Here is a 25267-nt window from a genome sequence, read left to right as displayed (position 1 = left end):
CTCAGACGATGATACCAGTGACAGGCTTGTCAGTCGGTGTTCCAAATGAGTATCTCTGTAGAACCTGTCCAGTATTCGGGTTTCGTACAATCCACTGTCCGTTTCTATATACTGCTGCTTTTCCGTCAATTACGATGGGTATGTCCGTTGGTGTTCCAAATGCGTATCTCTGGAGCACCTGCCCTGTATCCGGGTTTCGTACAATCCACTGTCCGTTTCTATAGACAGCTGCTTTTCCGTCAATTACGATGGGTATGTCCGTTGGTGTTCCAAATGCGTATCTCTGGAGCACCTGCCCTGTATCCGGGTTTCGTACAATCCACTGTCCGTTTCTATAGACAGCTGCTTTTCCGTCAACTACGACCGGGATGTCCGTTGGTGTTCCAAATGAGTATCTTTGCAGAACCTGCCCAGTGTCCGGATTTCTTACAATCCACTGTCCGTTTCTATATACTGCTGTTTTTCCGTCAATTACGACCGGGATGTCCGTTGGTGTTCCAAATGAGTATCTTTGCAGAACCTGCCCAGTGTCCGGGTTTCGTATAATCCATTGCCCACCCCGATAGACCCCGTTCAACTCGGTTAACGGAGGACTTTCTACAGTGAATCCATCAGTCAGCTCACCGGATTGTCCATCCTTATTTGTGATCACCAGACTCCATGTTCCGGTTTCTACTCCGTTCAGGGGTAGTGTGCAGGTGATCACAGTGCCGGAAGAAACAGTAACGCCGGTTGCCGCAACATCTGATTCCCCGGCCCTGGTGAGTTTTACTGTAGCACCTGATACAAACCCGGTACCTTCGATGGTAACGGCAGTTGAATCGGTGTTCGGAGCAACCTCTGGAGTTACTGACAGAATGGTCGGTTTATCAAGACTTGAGGCAAGTATTGGATTGTGCACGGTTGTTTCTCCGGCACTTACCATGATTGAGGTTGTATTGACGGAGAGATATGTCTCAATCGGATTAGTGGTGACAGTATAGGTTCCACTTGATGTGACCCCTAATGAGTAGTAACCATCAGCATCCGATGTCGTTGAAGAGACACCTGAAATGACAATGTTTGCAGATCCAACCGGCACCCCATACTCTGTTTTCACAACCCCTGTTATCACTCCTGCCTGTTCAAAGTCTGTATATGCATAGATTCCAGTAGAATAAACCTGATCTTTGGTGAAGCGCTGCGTTTGATCGCTTGAATGGTAGATGCTCAGATCATTCAGGCTGAATGATCCACTTACTCCAGCTCCATTTATCTTTTGTCCATTGAACCTGAATGTCATGTTGTTTATGGAGCTGGCGGGGAGATATTCGTTTATCGCAACCCATTCAATCTCATTTCCATTCGGAGCGACAAGGACGGCATTTGCACGATAGGTACCACCAGTGGTGACGAATACGCCAAGTGTAATGTCAAGATAGTCATATAAGCCATCTCCGTCGGTATCAACGCCCACACTTGAATAATGACCGGTCAGGTAGATGTCAGATCCTTCGAAGTCGGTGACCAGGTATGGGTTGGTTGTATATGCAGTTGCTATACTATCTGCAATGGCTCCGGTCTGAGTCTCAGCAGAGAGGGAGGCAAGGATGAAGGGGCCATCAGCTCCATGGCTGCTGATGGTTCTTCCGCTGAAATCAAGCGGAATTGTCTGTTCTCCGGTTCCAAGAAGGACATTGGTGGTTACAGTTTTAATTTTATTGCCATTTTGATCCAGCAGGAGCGCCGTTATTGTGTATGTTCCGGCATCTGTGACCTGAGCCGGAACAACAATTCTGAGTTTATCAAATTTTCCACTTCCGGTTTCATCAATACCAGAATCCGAATAATTTCCTAAAAAACTGAGAAAACCAGATCTGAATTCTGCTGCTGAATAGATGCCGGTCGTGTAGGGCGATGCGGCATAATCCATCAGGACATCTCCGCTGTCTCTCACAGCAACATTGCGGAGTTCATAAGGGCCATCAATTCCTTTTGTTCCAATAACTTTTCCACCAAATGAGAGATCAACAGTCTGGCTACCGATACTGTATGTGGCTTCGGTGTATGTTGTGGTGATAAAATCGTCATTTTTGTACAATTCTGCCGATATCTGATAGGTGCCTGGTTCTGTTACGGTAAGTCCGCTTGTTACTCTTAGGGTATCATACACACCATCTCCATTGAGATCAATACCGGAATCTGTATATGATCCTGAGAGGCCGATCTGTGCTCCCTCGAATTGGGAGAGGAGATAAGCTGCTGTGGTATGTGCATCAATTCGATCATCCAGAAGGAACTTCTCTCTTCCTCCTGATTCAGATAGACGTACATTCAGATGATATGGGCCATTCTTTCCTGATGACTGGATGGTTGCTCCATCAAAGATTAGGGTTCCCTGATATGTTCCTGCCGATTCAAGTTCGGCAAGATGTGCAGTTCCTGCAATCACCATTCCATCTGCTGTAAGATCTCCGGCAATGCTATAGACTCCCGGATATTCCACACTATATGTTACATCAATATTGAGTGTATTGAATAATCCGTCTCCTGTCGTGTCAACACCATAGTCATTATAACTGATAAACTCTGAGATGCCAGCTTCTTCTGTAATTAAAATTATTTCTTCTGTTGAATCTCTGTTAATAGACTGGATCTGTTCAATGGATGCAGTTGAGTATGCTGCTGCCTGCTCTTCTGCCATCCTGCTACCATCTGACCAGTCTTTTGTATAATCATACTTAGCACTGGTACCTTGAACCCGTCCAATAGCTCTATTCTCTTCGCGGTAACAGAGGTATTCATTGTCCCCGTATGTGAGATAACTCCCTCCAAAGTGGCCTCGCATTCCATAGCTGTCGGTGTGCGAGATATTCGTGAGCGAACCTTTGGGCTCCCAGGTTGTTGTGAGTGTCCCGTTCTCAAATGCATCCGGCAGTTTGTCATTTGATTTTGAGTAGTACCGTACTCCATTTCTGATATAGTTATATCTCAACTCCGTCAGATTATAGTCTGAATCCGCAAGTCCAGAGAATTTTGCTTCATCACTGATCGTCTGGTGATGAATCTCATGGAAGACTGTGGCAGTTGCACCGGTGATACCTACTGTTCCACCTATGGTCTCTCCAGATGGATGAAGCCCTGTGGTGAGCGTAACCGTCTTCCATAACCGCGGTGCCATCTTGCCAAGGGCCAACGTATCTGAAGATGAATCGTAATAGCCGGCGCCATCTGTTGCTGGATCATATATCGTCTCGTCAATCTTCTCAACTGCACCATCTGCTTTCCAGTAATGATACCAGTTTGGTTCATTAGCAGTAATTGTTTGATCCTTGGCCCAGTTCAGGGGTGATGCTCTGGTATTTGTTTTATAATCGGCTGGTCCTCCCATTGGGAAGAAGACCTTAAACACGATCTCCTGTCGATCCAGTTCATAGGGTTCGGTTTCGTCAGTCTTTTTACCAAAGAGTTTTACCTCCAGCCTTTTTTCACCATATTTTCCTGATTTCCAGATCTTTTTCTGGGGGTTGGTGGGATCGTTCTTTCCTCCAAGCCTTTCATCAAGAGGTGAAGGGTACTGATTGTCCTCCATAAAGTCCCATTCATAACCGGTAATCTCATAACCGGGAACCTCATTGACCGTTACAGTAAATGTGGTCTCTTTATCAGTAACCGGTATGCTGGGTGAAAATGTGATTTCATTAATGGTTGGGCCTTCTGATACGTCGAGAATAAGTTCACCATAATCACATTGAACAGCCCACTCTTTCTTCGTAAGAACATCGATTTCAATATGAATCTGATTTGCCCCATTCTGGAGAAGTGCCGGGTCAAGGGTGAATGTATTTATACTCCACTGGTCATTCGCCCCATCGAGCCTGCCTACATAGACGCCATTGACATAGACGTTATCAACCTCTGGTGGATAAGTAGGTGTTCCCAACGCATCCACATCCCATACCCTAAGGATAAGTTTTGCACTCTCAATTGAGGAGCCTTGGAGATCCACCTCGATTGGGAAGTCTATGGTATTTGGATAAAAGAGATATTGATCAAGATTATATCCTGAATACGTTCCGAAGGTGAGTGTTTGTGTTCCCTGGACGAACTCTCTTCTGGCAACCGGCATCGAATCAACCTGAAGGGATGCCGGAGGTCTTTCATCCGGATTGTCCATCCGTATATATGCGATATCGGTTGCATTCGCGGAACCTGTATCCGGCAGATTGCCGGATGGTATCCCCAGACATGCTTCACATACAAATGATCCTTCATCTCCCTGCTCTCCTGTTCCCGCGTATGCGACACCGATTACGCATGAAAGGAGAAGGATGAGGAAAAAAACCTTGTTGTCAATCTTCATACTCCTATACACCTCACTAAACTATCAATTAATTGACTTCAATAACACCCTCTTGGGAGTGTCTGGAAGTTGATGAATGTATTTCACCTTCTCCCTTTTACATAAAAACGTCGCCTGGTTTGGATACAGACCCGGTAATCGGGATACGGATAAAAAAATGAATGCGTTTTTTTTACTTATATCTTACTGTGGCTTTTTGCTTACTCCGGTTAGTCACTTACCATTAGTGAGTGTTTTGAGAATATTCTTATGCTCGGGGTAATGTATATCTCCCTAATTTGCATACTTGGTGTTATGTTAATAGATCGGATTAACTATCGGATTATAATCCTTTCAACCGCTGCCCTTACCCGCTCTTCAAAAACAGATCTGTCAAAGAGCGCTGCTCTGGCCCGGCAGTTCTCCCTATATCGATCTGGCTCATTTGAAATGAACACAATCGCATCTGATAGTTTCTCTGCAACTGGATCGACCAGCAGACCGGTTCCTTCCGTCACCGATTCGAGAAATCCGCCTTCACGCACTGCAACAACTGGTTTGCCTGCTGCCATCGCCTCAAGCGGCGTTATCCCGAAATCCTCGTCCATTGCGGTGCAGATAACACCTTTGCAGGTGGCATAGAGATCGAGGAGTATCGAATCGCTCACCTCACCCTTTATCTCGACATTTTCAGGAAGATTGCTATAGAGTTTCTGTGCATATGCTCTCCCCGCATGATCGCCCTCTGCATATCCCCCGACGATGATCAGCCGTTCATCCGGGAGGTTTCTGAAACTTTCGATCTGCAGTTCTATTCGTTTCTCGGGATAGAGGCGGTTTACCGAGAGCCAGAAGTCGCCATAGCATTTGCAGGTAAACCGTTTCGTATCGATTGGGGGGTAGATCACCTCTGCATCCCGGCCATGGTATGTCTGTATCCGTTTTCTGGTATTTTCAGAGTTTGCAATAATGGCATCTACTGAAGAGATGGCAGCCTGGTCGAGACGGCGATAGAACGAAGCCCAGAGGCGGAATGGGAGTCGCTTGTGTAAAGGAAGGCGGGAGGAGAACGTTTCATAGAGGTCATAGAATGCTCGAACCGGGGTGTGGCAGTACATCAGGTTCGGATGATGTTTTTTTGCTGCATGATGTGCCCAGTTGCCGCTGAAGATGAAGAGATCGTAGTCTTCTCTGAAATCGCAAATTGAGAACCGGTATGCTGCTGACATCTGTTTAAATGGGGGTGATTTGACCGTTCTTCCGAGACTTATAACCCTTAGGTGTGAGGGGAGCATCCTGAGGCTGTCTGTATCGGTGGTGATGATATCTGCCCCGAATACTTCTGCGAGCGCAAGGGCGACCCGCTCCCCCCCGCCGACTGATCCGAAGTAGTCATGGAAGACTGCCACTCTCATGCTCGTTTAACCTCTTCTATAGTCTTCTGATAGGCCTCTTCTATCCTGTCTACGATCAGATCCCAGTCATAGGCAATAGCCCTCTCCCTCCCGGCCTGCCCGAGAATATCTGTATTCATTAAAGCTGATTCGATCGCCTCAGCAAGATCGCCGGGATCAAGGGGGCAGGATGTTCCACAGCCGCCTTTGATCAGATCATTCACTGCGTTCTGCGGATGGTTGATTGTTACCACCGGGAGTCCACATGCCATTGCTTCAAGTGCAGCGATCCCAAATCCCTCACGGGTTGAGGGGAGGACAAAAACAGATGATGCTTTCATCATCCCAATGACCGCTTCCCAGGTGGGGAGGAAACCGGTGAAGGATACATTCTCTTCAAGCCCCAGCCTCTTTCTCTCTTCCAGGAGCCTCTCCCGTTCCGGTCCGTCACCGATGAAGACTGCTCGTAGATCTGGTCTCTCTTCCCTGAGGATCGACATTGCCCTGAGGATGAGGTCGGGGTGTTTCTCTTTGATGAGCCGCCCTGCGAAGATGATATTGCTTCTTTCACCTGATGGTTCGATCGCTTCTATTGCTCTTGTATCTATTCCGTTTGGGATGCAGTTGATCCCTCCTGGAGCGCCGAGTTCATGGAGTGCACGTTTCGTCATCGGTGAAACGGCGATCATTCTGTCGGCAAGTCCTATCGCCCTCTTTTCAAGGAATTTCCCGATGATACCGAATGATCCGAGGTACTCATACCAGTAATCTCCCCAGACTTCATGCCAGGTAATAATAAGGGGAGTTTTCCGGGTCGCCCACCTGGCAGCAAAAGACGGGATGTAGGGAAAGTTCTGGCAATCGATGAGATCGTGGTCACTACCTCTCAGTTCTTTTCCCAGATTGTATGCAAAGTAAAAAGGTTGTATGATCGATCGCCGTCCCTTTGTATAGAATGGTCGTGCTAAAGATACGCCATGATACCAGATTCCATCTTTCTGGAGTGTCGGTTCAGCCTCCCAGAACTGCATTCCATAAAGGTGTACCTGATGCCCCCTTCCGACCAGGCGGATGGCAAGCTCATGGATCCGCTTCTCCACCCCACCGTTTACATACGGGTAGATGGCATCATAGATATAGGCGATGTTCATTTGAAGTATACCTGATGATTGGTGGCTGATACACAATAATGAATTCTCTTGATTAATTTTCATCGAAGAGGTTTTGTGTTTTTTTGATGAATCTATCTCATTTCTATCCATGGTGCACTGATTGTATATCTGATGATAGTGTTTCTCTGGCATATCCTGCAATAAAACTAAAGGTATATCTTGACAATCCGCACAATACTGAATCATGAATATTCAGGGCCGATGGACGATAGGTGCGCTTCTTGGGATCGCTATTGCTGCGCTCACTCTCCGATTATCGAGCCTTTCTACCGTCTTCTACCAGGGCTCTATCCGGTTTCTGGAACCTGATGCATACTACCATATGCGGAGGATAACCCATGCTGCTGAGCATTTTCCGGATATCATCCTCCATGACAGCTATATCAACTATCCCTATGGTTTTGAGATTGGCTGGCCCCCGCTCTTTGATCAGACAATAGCCGCAGTTGCCTGGGTGTCTGGTCTTGGAAATCCGGGTAAAGAACTCATTGAACTGGTAGGGGCGGCATCTCCGGTCATAATCGGTGTTCTGATGATCATCCCGGCGTTTTTCATTGGAAAAATGCTATTTGAAGGGACAGAATACGGGCTTGCCGCCGCCCTGATCACTGCCATTCTCCCGGCACATGTCCTCGTCTCACTCTTTGGGTTTGTGGATCACCATGTTTTTGAGACCTTCCTCCTCTCAGTGATGATCCTTGTGTATCTCCTGATGGTTCGCCGCCCCGAATGGCTCTTTCATATGGGTGCACTCCAGGCATGTATCTTCCTTGTTGCTCTCTATTCGTTTCCTTCAGCTCCAATCTACTTCGGGATTATCGGAATCGCTCTTTTTGCAGGAATGGTAATGAGGCAATGGAAGGGTGAACCATCACGTGATCTCCTTGTCTTCGGGATGCTCTCCTTTGGAATGGCTGGACTGATCTCGGCATTGATCAATCTCCTGGCATTTGGGGCAACCGACCTTCAGGCCGGTTTCCTCTCCCTCTTCCCGCCTGCATATCTTGGTGCCTGGCTCTCTATCCTGGGAATAGCAGGCCTTCTTGGCACATATCTTGCAGATCGTCCTTTTCCTGTCTATGCCGGGTCCCTTATTGGAATTGGAATTGCAGGCCTTCTATCACTGTTCTTTGCTGCCCGCACGCTCTTTGATGCGATCATCTCCGGGCTTACCTATGTTATCCGTGGGGACCCCATCCTCGGCACGATTGTAGAGGCACATTCCATCTTCTTCCCGGCAGGAAGTTTCACCTTACTTCCGATATGGGATCTCTTCTCGGTTCCTCTCTTCCTTGCAATAGGGGGTTATAGTGTTTATATTCTTGAAAAGTGGAGAAGGGATGCATTTGATGATGGTGATCTCCTTTTCTCGGTCCTTCTGCTGGTATCATTCGTACTTATTGCTTTTCAGATGCGGTTCCTCTATGTATTTGCATTACCGGTTGCAATAGCCGGGGGATATGGCCTCATCCGGGTGCTTCGGTATCTTGGTTTGGGAGATCTTCTGAACGCTTCACAACCACGGGAGAAGGATACGGCTACAGTCAAAAAGAAGAAAAAAACGCCTTTGGATCAGAGGCCGGCAAACCTTTCGCCGTATCTTGTACTCTCTGTTGCAGCCCTGATCATACTCGTTCCGACTGTCTATTCTGCTGCACATATCCAGACTGCCGTTGCCGGAACCCCAACTGATGACTGGATGGATGCTATGGCATTTCTCAGGGAAGACACTCCGATGACCTCATTTTTTGATGCTCCCGTTCAAACCCCTGAATACAGTGTAATGAGCCTCTGGTACTGGGGGAACCTGATCATCTATTCTGGTGAGCGGCCAGTGGTCTCAAACAATTTCCAGACAGGAATGGTCGACTCAGCAACTTTCTTCACAACAGATGATCCGGTACTAGCTCAGGAGATCCTAGACCGGCGTGGCAGCCGGTATCTGGTGACCGAGTCATTCAGGCCGGGTTCTTTTGCCAATCTCATGCTGATCAGCGGAGTGGATCAGGATCTCATCAGGTCTGATGCATTCTGGGAGATCCTTGAATCTTCAGTCTACTACCAGATCCATTACTTTGATGCCGCAATGCTTCCTGAGTACTCGCTTGTGTACCGATCAGAATCGATCCTCGGCGGAACCAATGCGGTGAAGATCTTCGAATACCAGCCTGCGTGATTCTGTCACAACATCTCCTCCTTTTGGTTTTGGGTACTGCAGGTGAGGTGATCTCCAGACCCTTCCTGAAGAACAGCAGAACCCTTATCCTCGCTTCCCTCCCATACTATCCTATGGTTGCATCAATAGAAGGCGTCGTCCAAAAGAGCCTCCGTGTCATCCCTGACGAGCGGGGCTGGCTCATGGAGATTCTCAGGTCTGATGACGAACTGTTCCAGCAGTTTGGCCAGGTCTATCTCACCACAGCCTATCCCGGGGTTGTGAAAGCCTGGCATTACCATAAGAAGCAGACTGATAACTTCACCTGTGTCCATGGGATGATGAAGGTGGTGCTCTATGATGCCCGGCCTGACTCTCCAACCCATGGTGCCATAATGGAGCTCTTTGTGGGTGAGAAGAACCCGATGCTCGTCTCGGTTCCACCAGGTGTCTACCATGGTTTCAAGGCAATTGGGCCTGAGACTGCATTTTTTGTCAGCGTTCCTACTCTCCCTTACAACTATGCCGATCCTGATGAATTCCGACTTGCTCCGGACAGCGACGAGATCCCCTATGACTGGGGTCTCCTGCCCGGTCTGAAGCACGGGTGATGATTCCATGAAGATCCTTGTAACTGGCGGCCTTGGCTTCATCGGGAGTAATTTTATCCGTGAGATGCTCACAGAAAAACCGGATTGTGAGATCGTCAATCTTGATTTAGTCACCTATGCCGGCAACCCGGCCAATCTCAGGGATATCGAGAAGAATCCCCGCTATACGTTTGTTCAGGGTGATATCTGCGATACCGCGTCTGTATCCCGAATATTCTCCGATCACAAGATCGATGTGGTTGTCCATTTCGCTGCCGAGAGTCATGTTGATCGATCGATTACTGATGCATCCGTCTTTGTCAGGACAAATGTCCTTGGGACCCATGTGCTACTGGAATGTGCCATGAAGAACGGGGTCTCCCGTTTCATCCATGTTTCAACAGATGAGGTTTATGGGAGTACTGTTGAAGGTTCATTTACCGAGATGGATAATCTCAACCCTTCAAGCCCCTATTCTGCCAGTAAGGCAGGATCTGATCTCCTCGCACGGTCATACTGGATCACCCATAGCCTCCCGGTGATCATTACCCGGTGCACCAATAATTTCGGGCCATACCAGTATCCTGAGAAACTGATCCCTCTCTTTGCAACAAACCTGCTGGATGGGAAGAAGGTTCCTGTCTATGGTACCGGTAAGAACGTGCGTGACTGGATCTATGTTATTGATCACTGCCGGGCAATTGCCTTCCTCCTCGATCACGGGGTGCCGGGAGAGATCTATAATATCGGGAGCGGGAATGAGCTGACGAACCTTGAGATCACTCACTCCCTCCTTGCACATTCCGGAAAAGATGAATCCATGATTGAGTATGTGCAGGACAGGCCCGGCCATGACTGGCGCTATTCCCTTGATACGGCAAAGCTACGGTCCATGGGATGGAGTCCTGCTTTCTCTTTTGAGGCGGCAATGGAGATGACCGTCTCCTGGTATGCAGAGAACGAGTGGTGGTGGCGTCCATTAAAACAGTAAATCCGGAAAAGGTATTGATCTTTGGGGCAAACGGGATGCTCGGGCATGCTCTCCGGAGGGTGTTTCCCGGTGCTCAATTCCGGGGCCGTGAACTGGATATCACTGATGAAGAGGCGGTGTATGCCTGTGTTGCGGATCTAATGCCCGAGGTGGTGATCAATGCTGCTGCATATACCGATGTTGACGGATGTGAGGATAACTTCGACATTGCCACTGCGGTGAACGGTGAGGGCCCAGGATATATCGCCCGTGCCTGCAGGGATGTGGGTGCTGTCCTCGTTCATTATAGTACAGATTATATCTTTGATGGCTCACGGGAAGCATATGCAGAGCCGGATCCGCCAAATCCGATCAATGCCTATGGAAGATCCAAACTGCTTGGTGAAGAACGGATTGTCCAGGAGATGGAAAACTACCGGATTATCCGGACGTCATGGCTCTTTGGAGAACATGGGAAGAACTTTGTTGATACGATCCGGGATCTTTCTTCCCGGATGGATCAGGTGAAGGTGGTGAATGATCAGTTTGGAAAACCTACCTACACGCTTGATCTTGCAGAGAAGACGCAAGAGATCATCTCTCTTGAACCCGGGATCTATCATCTTACAAATGATGGATCCTGTTCCTGGTTTGAGTTTGCAGAGGCTTTTATACACAATGCTGTTCCCTGTTCATCTGAAGAATTTCCGAGGAAGGCGGTTCGGCCGAAATATTCTGTTTTGAATACTACAAAGACGATGCCTCTCCGTCACTGGAAGGAAGCACTGAATGACTATCTTGCTGGTGATATGAAATGAAAGGAGTAATTCTCGCCGGGGGTACCGGCTCCCGCATGTACCCGTTGACCAAGGTGACGAATAAGCACCTGTTGCCTGTGTATGATAAACCAATGATCTGCTATCCCCTGCAGACCCTCATTGATGCGGGGATCACTGAGATTATGATCGTTTCTGGCAGAGGGCATGCCGGACATTTTCTTGAGCTTCTTGGGTCAGGCGCCGAGTATGGCGTGCATATCACGTATGAGATCCAGGAAGAGGCAGGCGGTATTGCCCAGGCACTCGGGCTTGCAGAACGCTGGGTGGGTGATGAGAGTGTTGTTGTGATCCTTGGAGATAATATCTTCCAGGATTCTATCGAAAATCCTGTTTCTGCTTTTTCATCCGGGGCACATATCTTCTTAAAACCGGTTCCCGATCCTCATCGGTTCGGGGTTGCTGAAGTTCAGGATGGACGAGTCACAAGAATAGAGGAGAAACCAAAACAACCACGATCTGATCTCGCGGTAACAGGGATGTATATGTATGATTCACAGGTTTTTCAGATCGTAAAAACGCTCAAACCATCTGGCAGGGGCGAGCTTGAGATAACTGATGTGAATAACGAGTATATCAGGCTTGGTGAGATGAAATATAGCCTTCTTGAAGGTCACTGGAGTGATGCAGGAACCTTTGACAGCCTGATCCGTGCAAGTCTCCTTGCCCAGCAGCTGAAGAAAGAAAAGATGCAGGAGTAAGCAGCCATTGTGGGAAGGGATGGGCTGATGATCAGCGTGATCATCGTAAACTTCAATGGGAGGAAGTACCTGGAGCGGTGCCTCTCATCGCTTTCCCTCCAGACGTTCTGCGATTATGAAGTGATCGTCGTCGATAACGCCTCTTCAGATGGGAGTCTTGCGTATCTTGAGGAATATTTTCCTGATGCGAAGCTTGTACAATCCCGGGAAAACCTCGGGTTTGCCGGGGGCGTAAATGCGGGAATCCGGGTGGCGTCCGGAGAGTATATCATGACCCTGAATAATGATACCCGGGTCGATCCGGACTGCCTCTTCCAGCTTCTTGCCGCGATGGATCAGGATGAGAGCGTTGGGATGGTTGCTGCAAAAATGCTCTTTTTTGATCGCCGGATTAACTCAACCGGGATCTGCATCTCCCGGAGCGGGGCTGCCTGGGATCGTGGCATGTATGAGGAGGATACAGGTCAGTATGATCGCATTGAAGAGGTCTTTGGACCCTGTGGGGGTGCTGCCCTCTACCGGAGGCTGATGCTTGAAGAGGTCGGGCTCTTTGATGAAGATTTCTTCCTGTATATGGAGGATGTTGATCTGGCGTTCCGTGCCAGGCTTTTAGGCTGGAGATGCGTATATACACATCATGCGCGGGTGTACCATATTCACGGGGGAACCGCTGGTATCGGGTCTGAGCTTGCGGTTTATTATGGAAACCGGAACATTCTCTGGTATGTTCTAAAGGATTATCCTGCTCGTATCCTTATCACTTCACTTCCCTGGATCATCGGGAGGAATCTTGCGGTGATTCCGTATTATATGATCAAAGGAAGGGGATTGGCTATTCTTAAATCCAAGATTGGTGCACTCCGTGGTGTACCAGCGATGATAGGGAAGCGGAAGATGGTCCGGCAGACTGTGTTGGATAGTGAGATCATGAGGTTTATGTCGACCTGGAGTTCTGTTGGGAGGTATCAGGATGTGGTTTGTTGAGTACCGGGATCTCATCTGGAACCTGACGATAAGCGATCTGAAGGTGAAGTACCAGAGCTCGGTGCTTGGATTTGCGTGGTCTTTGTTAAACCCGCTCCTGATGATGCTGGTACTCTATTTTGTGTTCAGCAATGTCTTCCGGTTCGATCAGGAGCATTTCGCGCTCTATCTTCTTATCGGTTTAATAAGCTGGCGTTTTCTTGCGAACGGAACCAGTGTCGCACTCAACTCTATAGTTGGAAGGCCAGGACTTGTGACAAAAATTTCGATTCCCCGTGAGATCCTGGTAATGAGCACAGTTCTCTCTGCGTTTATCAGTTCGATACTTGAGTTCCTTGTACTTATACCGCTGCTCTTCATCCTTGGTGCAGGTATAACAGTGAATCTTATCTTCTTCCCCCTTGTGCATGCCATATATTTCCTGATTGTTTATGGTGTATCGCTGATCCTGGCTTCGTTCTATGTATATTATCGGGATCTCAATCAGATATGGGAGGTTATTCTTCAGGCAGGGTTATTCCTTTCGCCGATTGTCTATCCGGTTTCGATCATCCCTGCAGAGTATTTTGATCTCTATATGCTCAACCCGATGACGGTTCTTATCGAGACATACCGTGAGTTTCTCCTGTATGGTGTGGCGCCTCCGTTCGCCTCACTTCTGGCTCTCTTTGGCTTTAGCTTGCTGATGGTTTTTTTGGGTACAGTTGTATTTCATCGTCTTGAACGCCGGTTTGCCGAGGTGATCTGAATGCTGAGGCGAACAACCATGGATCCTCTGCTTCATGGTGATGATGCGATCTGTGTTCATGCCCTCTCAAAACAGTACCGGATTCCAAAAGAGAGAAAAAGTACTACATATGATCATCTTATTGGTCTGTTGCATGGTAGGAATGACTCTTATGAGGAGTTCTGGGCCTTGCAGAACGTCAGTTTTTCTGTCCGGAAAGGTGAGACTTTCGGGGTGATCGGGGCAAACGGGAGTGGGAAGAGTACCTTATTAAAAATTCTTGCCGGTGTTCTCTATCCGGATTCCGGGATTGTCCGGGTACAGGGTAAGATTGCCCCCTTCCTTGAACTCGGTGTCGGCTTCCAGCCGGATCTGACTGCAAAGGAGAATATTTTCCTGTATGGCTCGATCATGGGCCTCTCCAGAAAGGAGATCGCCCTGAGGTACGATGAGATCCTTGATTTTGCTGAGCTCGCCAGATTTGAGAATATGAAGCTGAAGAACTTCTCTTCAGGGATGACTGTCCGACTGGCGTTTGCAACGGCTATCCAGACGGATCCTGATATTCTGCTCGTTGATGAGGTGCTGGCTGTCGGTGATATGGCGTTTCAGAAGAAGTGTAAAGATCGAATTGAGAGAATCAGGCGTGAAGGGAAGACCATTCTGCTGGTATCACACTCACTCCAGATGGTTGAAGAGACCTGCAGGCAGTGTCTGCTGCTGGATCATGGGGTGATTCGATCGTTTGGGGATACACAGGATGTTATCGCGGATTATTATGCGATGCAGCAAGCTTCTGCCAGAACCGACGGACCGGAGGTTTAATGCTTTTTAGTCTGCTGATGGTTCGGGAAGGATTATAATCCAATGGGAATACCTCCCCCCCTCTTTCAAAGGAATAATACCTCTTTGGGATTGTGGACTGGAGGTTTTTTTCATGTTTAATCTCGATAAAAACTCCGAACTCCGAAACAATGCCTTTGAAATAATTGATTGCGAATGCTATTTCAAACCCATTTTTTCTGATATCATCATAGACATTCCGTTCAACAATGTATACGATCTTCTTTAAAAGCCAGCGTGCATTGATAATGGATTGGTAAAAATCAGGGAATTTTACGCAGATATGTTGCCAGTGCTCTTCTGTGAGAAAGACTTCATGACCATAACAGAACGCTCCGTCTGAATAGGCATAGGGTGTCCATATCTCGAGTTCCGCCCCATCTGCTGCAATCCTGCTTATCTCAGAGAAGACATGGTTTGGTGTTCGGATATGTTCAAAGAAATGCGCTGAATGGATATATCCAACAGAACGATCATCAAGTGGAATTGTTCCAGCTGTCAGGTCAAGGACGATATCCACGTTCTCAAACTTCTCGTAATCGATACCAAGACAGCCCTCTTTCTTATTGGATCCACACCCTATATCAACTTTGAAGAGTTTTGTATTGTCGCTCATTCTATCACGGCTTTGTTAGTCTATTCTTTGATAATCACCCTTAATATATCTCGCTCACGGGCTTTCTTTTCTATGCTGGTGCATATTTATTATATCTGAGGATCCAAGATCTGAATGCATCCCAATAACACCTGGAGGCGGAAGAGATAAGTCCATTTTTTGAGGAATATGACTCACAGAGATATGAACCTCCGGTTATCGATCTGGAGAACAGAAACAACAGCCACACCCTGCTGATTGAACTCTCAGGAAGCAATAATACAATTCTTGAGGTTGGTACCTCAACAGGCTATATAAGCCGGGTTCTGAAAGAGCGGGGGAATTCTGTTACCGGTATTGAGATCGATTCCGCTGCAGGCGAGATAGCTGCCCGTCACTGCAACTCGATGTTCATTGGTGATATCGAAAAAATGGATCTCGACTCCCTACTCGTACCCTCATCCTTTGATGTCATCATGTTTGGGGATCTTCTGGAACATCTGGTCTCTCCGGAAGAGGTGCTCAAAAAAACCATGAAATATCTTCGTCCTGATGGATATCTGGTTGTCTCCCTTCCAAATATCTGTCATGGTGATATACTTTTAAACATGCTCATGGGGAACTTCCACTACACCTCAATGGGCCTTCTTGATACCACCCATCTTCGTTTCTTTGGACTGAAGAACATTATTGATCTCTTCTCTGGTTGTGGATATTCCATTACTGCTATCCATACCACGAAGGCGGAGATTGGAAGTACTGAGCAGAGGGTCGATCCTGATCTCGTTCCCAAGCCTCTTCTCACATTTGTTGCCTCTCTTCCTAATGCCGATGTGTATCAGTACGTGTTTAAGGCGGTCCCCTCCCATCATCCGGAGGCCGCAACCGATCTCTTTGAGCCGGATCTTCATGCACTTTTTCAGGGAGTTATAAGGGATATCATCGATGCTGAAACCCACGATCTGGTTGAGCAGATGGCCCGTCTCTCTACAGAACTGGATCTGAAAGAGACACATATTGCAAATCTTGATGGCATCATCGAAAGTCTCCGTGCCGAATCGAGTGCATTTGAATTGGGGATGGAAAATCTCAGGGACGAGGTTAAAAGTAAGGAAATCCATATTACGAATCTTGATGGTATCATCGAAAGTCTCCGTGTCGAATCACGTGCATTTGAACTGGGGATGGAAAATCTCAGGGAAGAGATTCGAAGTAAGGATACACATATTACAAACCTTGAAGGCATTATCGAGAGCCTTGAGACCCGGAAAAGGGCAGATGAAGCTGAAATGTCCATTCTCTCCGAAAATCTGAAGAGAAAGGAGGCGATGATCAGGGAGCAGGATCAGAAAATCATCCACCTCTCCTCTACTCTCTCTTCAATAGAGAACAGTGCGACCTGGATGGCAGTTACGAAGTTTGACAGCGTTATGAATAGATTGCTTCCCCATGGAACCGGGAGACGGCGTCTCTATGATCGGAGTCTTCTTGGTCTTCGTATTCTTATCCGTGAAGGGCCACGCGCCCTCTGGATGCGGGGAAAGATGAAGCTTCCATATTCACGGAGAGTATCAACACGGCCGGTAGTCCGGATGCAAATTGAGATGTATGACGGGAATGTTCCCTTGCCATTGGATACGCCTCTTACCGGATGCTTCATTTCACCGGCTGATCAGTTACATGCAATTGAATTTTTAACGGCGACGTACGAGAGACGGAATGCGGATGTGACCCTTACTCTCAGGGAAGGGGATCAACAGGGTTCTGTGATCAGGGAAGCGATAATCAAGGGAAGCCGCATTGCCAACAATGCCTATAGCCGGTGGGTATTCAAACCAATTCCGGATAGCAAAGATAAGAAGTATTCTTTTGAGCTCGTATCAAAGGGTCTCCCGACAGCTGCAATCTGGTATAATCCTGGCTTATTACATGAAAAGCAGCAACTATTCAGAGGCGGATGTGAGATTAATGGCCAGGTTGGGCTTTGCTGTTATTCAAAAGAGGTGATCAGGGATCCTTATGATCTCTGGATCCTGCACCATGAGCCGGGTATTATCCGGTTGGACGAGATGAGGGATGAGTGTTCTACCTTCTCATACCAGCCAAAGATTAGCATTCTGACGCCTGTCTGGAACACAGATGAAAAATGGCTGCGTCTGGCAATCGAGTCGGTTATCGGTCAGGTTTATCAGAACTGGGAGCTCTGCCTCGCCGATGGGGGCTCAACTAGTCCCCATGTCCGCCAGGTTCTTGAGGAATATGCTGATCGTGACCCGAGGATCAGGATAGCCATTCTTGGTGAAAATAAAGGAATATCTGGAAATTCGAATGAAGCGCTTGCAATGGCTTCCGGTGAATGGATTGGGCTGCTCGACCATGATGATGAGCTGGCACCATATGCACTTTATGAGGTCGTAAAACAGCTCAACTCCAAGCCTGATGCTGGATTTATTTATTCGGATGAGGATAAGATTGATGGTGCCGGAAGACGGAGTAGCCCGTTCTTCAAACCGGATTTTGCACCGGATATGTTCCTCTCACATAATTACATCTGCCACTTCTCGGTTATCAGGCGGGATCTCATCGTTCATGCTGGTGGATTTCGTGAAGGGTATGATGGCTCGCAGGATTATGATCTCTTTCTCCGTGTTACCGAGCTGCTGGATGAGAGTGAGATTATTCATATCCCAAAGATACTCTATCACTGGAGGATTATTCCGGGTTCGGCCGCTGACAGCGTCGAGGCGAAGCCTTATGCGATTAATGCAGCGAAGCTTGCCCTGACAGATGCCCTCCGAAGACGGGGTATACGCGGATCGGTGACTGATGGGCTCTTCTATGGCTCCTATCGGGTCAGGTATGAGATCGATGGTGATCCACTCGTCTCGATCATAATCCCGACAAAAGATAAGGTTGATCTGCTGAAGGCCTGTGTGCAGTCAATTCTTCAGAAGACAAAATATCAGAATTATGAGATAATAATTGTTGATAATTTGAGCCGGGAGAAGGGGACATTTGATTATTACCGGAGTTTGGAGGGAGATAACCGGTTCAGGATCATTGAATATAATCATCCCTTTAATTTCTCTGATATGAATAATTTCGCGGTATCCCATGCCGCGGGCGTTCATCTTGTCTTCCTGAATAATGATATCGAGATCATCTCGGATGAATGGTTGTCTGCCATGCTCGAACATTCGCAGCGGCCTGATATTGGTGCAGTTGGTGCCAAGCTTCTCTATACAAATAATACTGTTCAGCATGCCGGTATTGTTATTGGGATTGTTGGAAAACCACCTGTCGGGGGCCATGCACACCGGCACCTGCCGGGTTCGCATCCGGGATATTTCGGGAGAGCCAGCCATATAGCTGATGTCAGTGCTGTCACGGCAGCATGCCTGATGATGAGAAGAGCCGTCTTCCTCGAGGTGGGCGGTTTTGATCCAAAACTGGCAGTTGCATTCAATGATGTCGACCTCTGCCTGAAGATCCGCCAGAGAGGATACCGCCTCATCTATACTCCATATGCATTACTCTATCATCACGAGTCATTGAGCAGAGGATATGAAGATACTCCTGAGAAACAGGCCCGGTTCCTGGGTGAAGTCGATTGTATACGGAAGCGATGGGGTGAGGTTCTTGATGCTGGCGACCCTTACTATAATCCGAACCTGACCGTGGAAAAAGATGACTTCTCAATCAGAATATAATTTCACTTCTCTTTTCTATGGAGCCAGAGGATTGTGGAAGCAGTAACCATAAGCAGCAGGCACCAGAAGATGAAGAAGATCCAGTCCTCTGTGATCCTTTTAAAGATGAGAACTGCCACTTCTCTAAGTGACTTTGTGTAAAAAATCCGGAAGCGGAGATCTCCTTCCCCGGGTTTTTCATCAAGGAAGATTGTTCCGTTTTCATACAGATCATCGGTATGATACCATGCGGTGATTGCGTTCCCTGGTTTGGATTCTGGTGAAGAAAGGGTGAAGATATAGGTTCGTCCGAGTGAGTTTGTGATTGGATCAAAGTGAAAGCTGTGATATGCATTATTTTTGATAGATTGTGCCTGGATTATCTGGGAGACGACTGGCTCCTGAGCTCCTGCTTCCCGGAGCTCAAAAATAATCTCATGGGTGTTCTCTCGTGCGTAGGTAGCAAGCCTGATATCAATTCTGCTGAGCTTGTCTTTTGTTGCGAGAAAAGATTGTCCAACCGTTAGATTGTCATATATCTCTCCTGTTGTATTATTTTGCCGATCCTGTATCTGCCCTTCCAGCTCAAAACAACCCGTTGACAGTAGGCAGAGTACCAGACAGAGAAGCAACAATCCTCTTTTATCCATATGCGGCTCTCCTTCCCTGCATGGTTTTATAGATCAGGTAGAGCAGGGTTGCAACCCAGAGAGATCTGGCAATGACTACAAGCGAGGTGTGGGGGAGGCCAGTCCATTCGATTATAAGGGTTCCAATGGTTGTATATTCGGTAAATGCCGGGTTTATGGATGCAAACAATCCTGCGCCCAGAATTGCACTGCCGATCTCTTCTGTCATGTACGTGACCCAGAAGAGGAGCCATCCGATAATGACAAAGAGATGAGCGTAAAAGAGCTCTCTGGATTCTGAGGCTTTGATCACCAGGAAGGGTACTATCCAGACGAAATAGTGCATTGACATGCTGCCAAAGGCAAAGAGCAGGCACATGACAATGAGGAAGAGATCGTTGAGGTAGTAAACCGTTGCCATTGGCTTATCGTGAATGCTATTTGCCTGTGGGTAAAAGAAGAGGATGAGAAGAATGTAGCCGACAATGAATAGTGCGATTGAATCTACCTGTGTGGCAAGTACACTGTTGACGAACCTTGGCGTAAGAAATGATAGCCCGGAGCCTGTTAGTGAGCTAATTCCGGATTCACTACCTCCGCTGAAGAAGATTCCGGAGAGTATCTTCCAGAGAATAAGCGGGCTCAATGCAAGTATCAGAATCTTGAGCTTTCCGAGGAGCTCTTTTTCCAGAAGGAGATACAGGGGCAGGAGGAGTAATGTGAAGCCGCGTGAGAGTATCGAGAGGCCAAGGAAGAGGGAGCCTATCCCTATATTCCACCGCTTGATCGAGTAGAAGATCATCAGAATGAAGAATAGGATGATCACATCGAAACGCCCGAAGATATAGGCTGAGTAGATGATAACGGGGTTCAGCATCCAGTAGATGAATATTTTTTCCCCCCTGCCATCCTTTTCAAAGATATGAAGGCAGAGGAATGCCGCTGCAAGGTCAAATAATAGGTATGGAAGTTTGAAGAGGAAGAGGATCCGGAATATTGAATCCTGTGAGATGAAGGTGAGCCAGTTGTTCACAGAGGCCGTGCCCCAGGCGATCTCCTCTACCCGGGCAATAATCTCTGCTGAGTGGCCCCATGGATGGAAGTAGAGATCTATGTTGCCTGGCATCAGCCCTTTTAATCCAAAGAGCATGATGCCATGGAGGATATCGATGAAGCTGTAGGGGTGAGCCAGTTCAAAATGATAGGCAATCATGTGGGCTCTCCAGTATTCGGAGAGGATATCCGCATGGCAGGCAAAGGGCATAAACAGGAACCTGATCAGAAGCCCGATAAGTAAAAATTTCCAGAGCATGGAGATGATGGCTGCATCATCTCTGACTGATCTGGGGAAGAGCTTCTCTTCCAATTGCATACGGAAGCTCGCACATTTAGTCCTGCTCATAGGCACCATCACATATGCTCATCTGAATCCCCGGGGAACCATCTTATATCGCTGGACTATAGTGTTCCGGGGGATTTATACATACTTGATTTGGTGTTCTCACTACATATGTATGCTGATGGGCTTGATCGGGTTCATCTCTTCTCCATGGAGATGCATGTATCCTGGTTTTCCTCCCTGAAAAGATGACCCGGGAAGATTATTATGATAACAGATGCAGTTGCGGTTCTCTGTTTGTATCTCTTGTTGGTCAATGGCGCTTTGTGAGTATGCAAGAGGACTGTCCAAATGAGCCTTCACCTGTCATTACCATGCCATTCTCCCAGTGAACAGAATCATTGAATTTGATATATGGTGTATCCCCATCATATATGCCAAGAATTTCAAGGCCACAATGGGATGCCCATGCATCAATAGCGTCCCTGCTGATGAACTGATTTAGTAACTCAAGTGTATCGGTATTCAGCATTGTTTCGAACTGGTGAAAGTGGGAGGGGTTTTAAACTCCAAAAACAAGAATATGATCTTACCTCACGGCTTGAGTACATGGTGTGCATCCCTGAGGTATCTGTAGGTATCCTGGTGGAGAAGGTGGGTAAATACCGAAAAGAAACAGATAAAATCTGCAAAGTTATCGGGTTCGGGGATGGTGAAACCAGGTGCTTTGTAAAAAAAGCCAGTCGTCGCGGCCACAGATCTTCTCTGCATATCGATAGAGTTCTTTGACGACATCCATACCTATGTACTTTCCTGTTAAAAACCTGATAGCTGATAGGCAAGACGCCCGCTTCCACATCCTACATCAATGACGGTATGCTCTCTTTGTAATCTCATAGCATCCTTTTTGCAAACTCTTCTGAATATTGATCGTATATGTCTTTCATCTAAAAGGGCGATTCCTCCCCGGTATTCATGCCGTGGAGGAATCGCCCATAATTGAACCATAATCCATATCCTGTAGTACAACCCATATCCATCAAATGGTAATTCGAACGGTGTCAAACTATCTACGACTGTCACAACGGCAGTATCACATTATCGACACCCTCGCATATCATTCAAAGAATTTGTACAATGTTGCATTGTACACTACCCGGCAGCATTACCAGGAGTATTGTGAAAACGCTGCGATCTTTCGAACGGTTCGACCGGATATTGCATCCAGCATCACTATCTGTATCGGTTCCTTTCTCCCCTATACCCGGAAGAAAGACTTTCCCTACAAAGATGTTTCAAATTATGTCCAATCACGCCAGAATGAGAACTATCCGCTGCTCCATAGTGATGTTGCTCAACAGACGATCAGGAGTGTTGAAGAAGCGTACACCTCGTATTTTGCACTCATACGGATGTACCACTGTGGCGAACTCAGCAGTCAACCACGACCTCCACGCTATTTGGAGAAGGATGGACGGTACAAACTGGCATTTCCTGCATCGCATATCACAATGCGGAATGGGTATGTCACTCTCGGCATGTCACGGATGTTAAAAAAAAAGCATGGATTAACCGGGAAAGAACTGACATTCAAAATTCCGCCACAGATTCAACCAAACCAGATCCGTGAGGTGACCATTGTGCCACACCATAACGGGAAGGTATACACGATCGAATTTGCGTATACGGTTCCCCTTCAACCAACACGTCTTAATCCTGACCATTATCTTGCGATTGATCTCGGCGTTACCAATTTTGCAACAATCGTTGACACTGCTACCGGGACTGCCTCGATTATCGATGGTACGTATCTAAAATCAATCAACCGGTGGTACAACAAAGAAAACGCCCGATTACAATCGATTAAAGATAAACAGGGATTAACCGAGGAGTTTACGCACCGCCAGTCACGCCTCCTCATCAGACGAAATAACAAAATCGACGAAGCGATGAACCGGTTCGTCGCCTATCTCATCAGATTTGCATGTGATCACGAAATCGGTACCATTATTGTGCCACGATGGGATGGGATCAAACAAGAGATCAATCATGGTGCGAGAAACAACCAGAATTTCGTCCAGATCCCCTATGCGAAATTTCGACGAAAATTACAGTCAAAATGCGAGCTGTTCGGGATACACTTTGACGATTCCCATGATGAACGGTACACATCGCAGGTTGATGCTCTGGCACTCGATCCGATCCAGAAACCATGGTATGGAAGATGCCGTTGTATCAGCCGGGGACTGTATCAGAGCAGTTCCGGTATCGTGATCAATGCGGATGTCAATGGTGCGTTAAACCATTTGAGAAATGTAGCTGGTGATTCGGTTATGACGCCGATAATCAGTAGCGGTCGCGTCAACCAACCAGTACGAATAAGGCTCAACTACGAGCAACCTTCGTGCAGATAAATTGCAATGTCTGTGGTAACACCGCTATTGCAAGCCACGCTCTTTAGGGCGGGGTAGTTGACATGCAATATCGAGCCCGGGTCTCTTCATCAAATGTTACTGTTGGTTAGGTAGAAAAAGATTGGGTGGTTTGATTCTTCAATGGCCTTTCCCATAACCATAATATGATTGAGGGGGGACCGATCCTTTGTGTGGACATGCTTATACGCTCTGAGTAACCAGATCTACAAATAGATCCGGACTCGTTTCATGCAGCAGAATACTCTCATCAGGATCGTAACCCTCGTCATCACTGTGGTGCTCGTAGTCCTCCTTCTCTCGCAGGTCTCACTCGAGGAAGTTGCCTTTGCGATCCTTTCGATCCATCCGGTGTATCTGGCTGGTGGTTTTGTTCTGTACTTATGTACCTATATTCTGCGCTCACTCCGTTTCTCCCTCCTTCTCAACAGGACTATACGTATACGCGATCTCCTCCCGATCACCGCTGTCCATGTGATGATGAATAATCTCCTTCCGGCACGAACTGGTGAGTTGTCGTATGTCTATCTTCTCAAGAAGATGCATCAGCGGAGTACTGGAGAAGGGGTGGCGACTCTGGTTGTTGCCCGGATCTTTGATTTCATTATGATAATCCTTCTCCTCTTTGGAGCTGGGTTGTTCATATCGGATATCCCACAGGCGATATCGGAGCTTCTCTGGCTGGTGTATATTCTGCTCTTCTGCCTGCTTGCATTCCTGATTGCTCTTGTATCATCAGGTTGGTTCTGCATGAGGCTCGTCCAACGGGTGCTTACCTATTTCAGGTGGGATACGACGCGAGGCGGAGATTATCTTTTACGAAAGGGTATGGAGACGGTGGAGAGTTTTGATCGCATAGATATCAGGTTGAATGCGATTCCCATACTGTTTTTATCTTGTCTGCTCTGGCTCTGCAATTTCGGGGCTCTTTATCTGATTGTTGCCGGCATGGGGATTTCCCTGCCGTTCCAGACCATTCTTTTTGGTGGAACGTTTCTTCTGCTTGCATCGGTCCTCCCGATCCACGGGGTGGCCGGTTTTGGGACGACCGAGGCGATATGGACGCTTATCTATGTCCCGCTTGGTATGAGCGTGAATGAAGCGATCATCTCAGGTTTTGGGTACCATATAGTACTGCTTGTCTATACGATCATCATTGGAGGCTCTGGCTCTCTCCTCCTGAGGAGTCATCCTTTTGGCAGAGAATGATGTTGAGGAAGCACCAGTTTGCATAGGGAACTATCCTGTTGAGGAGGCGGTGAAGCGGCATCACGCGACCGGGATAGAGGTGGGTGAGGAGCGCGGTGATCGGGAGTGTCGGAAAGATCCCGGTTCTGTTGATGATCGTAAAACCTTCATCTTTGATCAGCTCGAGGTACTCCTGAATCGGCCGGTCTCCCCGGTGGCGATCCACCGTTGATGTCCTGATCAGCCTGCCGGTTACGAGGAATGAGAGTCGGGATGCGAAGTGGGCGAGGTTTGGAATTGCCAGAAGTGCCTGTCCGTCTTTCCTGAGGATACGGTGTATTTCGCTGAGTGCTGGTCCCTGGTCTTCACAATTGAGGTGCTCGATTACATCCAGGCAGAGTACGAGATCGAAGGTCTCATCCTCAAAGGGTATGTTGAGAAGATCCCCTTGTGTTACATATACTGAAGAGTAATTGAGATCAAGCCCCCTGATTGCATATCCCGCGTTTCGATACTCTTCAACGAGGACGCCTTCCCCGCAACCGGCATCAAGGATCTCTGTTTCTTTTTGTACTGATTGAAGGAAACGAGTAATATATTCCATCTTTGCGAGATAAATGGGATAGTACTTCCAACCGGGATCAAGCTCCTTGTGGTAGTCTCCCTTTTCCTCGTATTCTCCCTCTCTCTCTGCCTCCATTC

19 protein-coding genes are annotated in these 25267 nt (G+C 47.5%); 11 read left to right on the top strand and 8 right to left on the bottom strand.

The features are described from left to right. Position 1 precedes the first annotated feature (1 nt). The 3 genes from ACZ44I_RS10550 to ACZ44I_RS10540 all read right to left on the bottom strand — a co-directional run bounded on the left by ACZ44I_RS10550 (position 2) and on the right by ACZ44I_RS10540 (position 6866). On the bottom strand, positions 2 to 4342 hold the full coding sequence (locus ACZ44I_RS10550) for a hypothetical protein (protein ID WP_464550108.1): 4341 nt from the start codon (positions 4340 to 4342) through the stop codon (positions 2 to 4). A 314-nt stretch (positions 4343 to 4656) separates the two neighbouring features. Next, on the bottom strand, positions 4657 to 5736 hold the full coding sequence (locus tag ACZ44I_RS10545) for a glycosyltransferase (RefSeq protein WP_464550110.1): 1080 nt from the start codon (positions 5734 to 5736) through the stop codon (positions 4657 to 4659). Continuing rightward, positions 5733 to 6866, bottom strand: coding sequence for a glycosyltransferase family 4 protein (locus ACZ44I_RS10540; protein WP_464550112.1), 1134 nt, complete (start codon positions 6864 to 6866; stop codon positions 5733 to 5735). Before ACZ44I_RS10540 ends, ACZ44I_RS10545 begins: the two co-directional genes overlap by 4 nt. 205 nt (positions 6867 to 7071) lie before the next feature. Between ACZ44I_RS10540 and ACZ44I_RS10535 the strand changes: the two genes are divergently transcribed. From ACZ44I_RS10535 to ACZ44I_RS10500, 8 genes are all read left to right on the top strand, one after another. After that, a complete protein-coding gene (locus ACZ44I_RS10535; RefSeq protein ID WP_464550114.1) occupies positions 7072 to 9063 on the top strand; it encodes an STT3 domain-containing protein in 1992 nt (663 codons plus the stop codon). Positions 9064 to 9176: 113 nt separating this feature from the next. Beyond that, on the top strand, positions 9177 to 9653 hold the full coding sequence (locus ACZ44I_RS10530; RefSeq protein ID WP_464550116.1) for a dTDP-4-dehydrorhamnose 3,5-epimerase family protein: 477 nt from the start codon (positions 9177 to 9179) through the stop codon (positions 9651 to 9653). A gap of 7 nt (positions 9654 to 9660) precedes the next feature. Continuing rightward, positions 9661 to 10623 carry a dTDP-glucose 4,6-dehydratase gene (gene rfbB / locus ACZ44I_RS10525; RefSeq protein WP_464550118.1) on the top strand — a complete coding sequence of 321 codons (963 nt, stop codon included), beginning with the start codon at positions 9661 to 9663 and terminating at the stop codon, positions 10621 to 10623. Beyond that, entirely contained in the window at positions 10602 to 11420 is an 819-nt protein-coding gene (rfbD, locus tag ACZ44I_RS10520) for a dTDP-4-dehydrorhamnose reductase (protein ID WP_464550119.1), read from the top strand. The genes rfbB and rfbD overlap by 22 nt, the downstream gene beginning before the upstream one ends. After that, complete coding sequence (locus tag ACZ44I_RS10515; protein WP_464550121.1) at positions 11417 to 12139, top strand: sugar phosphate nucleotidyltransferase; 723 nt, start codon at positions 11417 to 11419, stop codon at positions 12137 to 12139. The genes rfbD and ACZ44I_RS10515 overlap by 4 nt, the downstream gene beginning before the upstream one ends. 27 nt (positions 12140 to 12166) lie before the next feature. After that, the gene (locus ACZ44I_RS10510) at positions 12167 to 13123 is read left to right on the top strand and encodes a glycosyltransferase family 2 protein (RefSeq protein ID WP_464550123.1); all 957 of its coding nucleotides are present in this window, start codon (positions 12167 to 12169) and stop codon (positions 13121 to 13123) included. After that, positions 13110 to 13871 carry an ABC transporter permease gene (locus ACZ44I_RS10505; RefSeq protein WP_464550125.1) on the top strand — a complete coding sequence of 254 codons (762 nt, stop codon included), beginning with the start codon at positions 13110 to 13112 and terminating at the stop codon, positions 13869 to 13871. Before ACZ44I_RS10510 ends, ACZ44I_RS10505 begins: the two co-directional genes overlap by 14 nt. Next, the gene (locus ACZ44I_RS10500; RefSeq protein ID WP_464550127.1) at positions 13872 to 14675 is read left to right on the top strand and encodes an ABC transporter ATP-binding protein; all 804 of its coding nucleotides are present in this window, start codon (positions 13872 to 13874) and stop codon (positions 14673 to 14675) included. Here ACZ44I_RS10500 and ACZ44I_RS10495 read toward each other — a convergent pair. Next, a complete protein-coding gene (locus ACZ44I_RS10495; RefSeq protein ID WP_464550129.1) occupies positions 14614 to 15309 on the bottom strand; it encodes a class I SAM-dependent methyltransferase in 696 nt (231 codons plus the stop codon). The genes ACZ44I_RS10500 and ACZ44I_RS10495 overlap by 62 nt on opposite strands. Positions 15310 to 15440: 131 nt before the next feature. On the opposite strand from ACZ44I_RS10495, the gene ACZ44I_RS10490 reads away from it, so the two are divergent. Beyond that, complete coding sequence (locus tag ACZ44I_RS10490) at positions 15441 to 18998, top strand: glycosyltransferase (protein WP_464576624.1); 3558 nt, start codon at positions 15441 to 15443, stop codon at positions 18996 to 18998. A gap of 2 nt (positions 18999 to 19000) precedes the next feature. On the opposite strand, the gene ACZ44I_RS10485 is transcribed toward ACZ44I_RS10490, so the two are convergent. From ACZ44I_RS10485 to ACZ44I_RS10475, 3 genes are all read right to left on the bottom strand, one after another. Further along, positions 19001 to 19627, bottom strand: coding sequence for a hypothetical protein (locus tag ACZ44I_RS10485; RefSeq protein WP_464550131.1), 627 nt, complete (start codon positions 19625 to 19627; stop codon positions 19001 to 19003). Continuing rightward, the gene (locus ACZ44I_RS10480; RefSeq protein WP_464550133.1) at positions 19620 to 21008 is read right to left on the bottom strand and encodes a hypothetical protein; all 1389 of its coding nucleotides are present in this window, start codon (positions 21006 to 21008) and stop codon (positions 19620 to 19622) included. The genes ACZ44I_RS10485 and ACZ44I_RS10480 overlap by 8 nt, the downstream gene beginning before the upstream one ends. Before the next feature lie 531 nt (positions 21009 to 21539). Next, entirely contained in the window at positions 21540 to 21716 is a 177-nt protein-coding gene (locus ACZ44I_RS10475; protein ID WP_464576526.1) for a class I SAM-dependent methyltransferase, read from the bottom strand. A gap of 272 nt (positions 21717 to 21988) precedes the next feature. On the opposite strand from ACZ44I_RS10475, the gene ACZ44I_RS10470 reads away from it, so the two are divergent. Further along, positions 21989 to 23359 (top strand): RNA-guided endonuclease InsQ/TnpB family protein, encoded by a 1371-nt coding sequence (locus tag ACZ44I_RS10470; protein WP_464576524.1) that lies wholly within the window; start codon positions 21989 to 21991, stop codon positions 23357 to 23359. A 249-nt stretch (positions 23360 to 23608) separates the two neighbouring features. Next, on the top strand, positions 23609 to 24586 hold the full coding sequence (locus ACZ44I_RS10465; RefSeq protein ID WP_464550140.1) for a lysylphosphatidylglycerol synthase transmembrane domain-containing protein: 978 nt from the start codon (positions 23609 to 23611) through the stop codon (positions 24584 to 24586). On the opposite strand, the gene ACZ44I_RS10460 is transcribed toward ACZ44I_RS10465, so the two are convergent. Further along, positions 24531 to 25265, bottom strand: a complete 735-nt coding sequence (locus ACZ44I_RS10460) for a class I SAM-dependent methyltransferase (protein ID WP_464550142.1) — start codon at positions 25263 to 25265, stop codon at positions 24531 to 24533. The two genes, ACZ44I_RS10465 and ACZ44I_RS10460, sit on opposite strands and share 56 nt — an antisense overlap. Positions 25266 to 25267 lie beyond the last annotated feature (2 nt).

The organism is Methanocalculus pumilus (genome assembly GCF_055382585.1).
The sequence above is the reverse complement of the archived record's forward strand: the minus strand, read 5'-3'. Positions and strand labels throughout refer to the sequence as shown.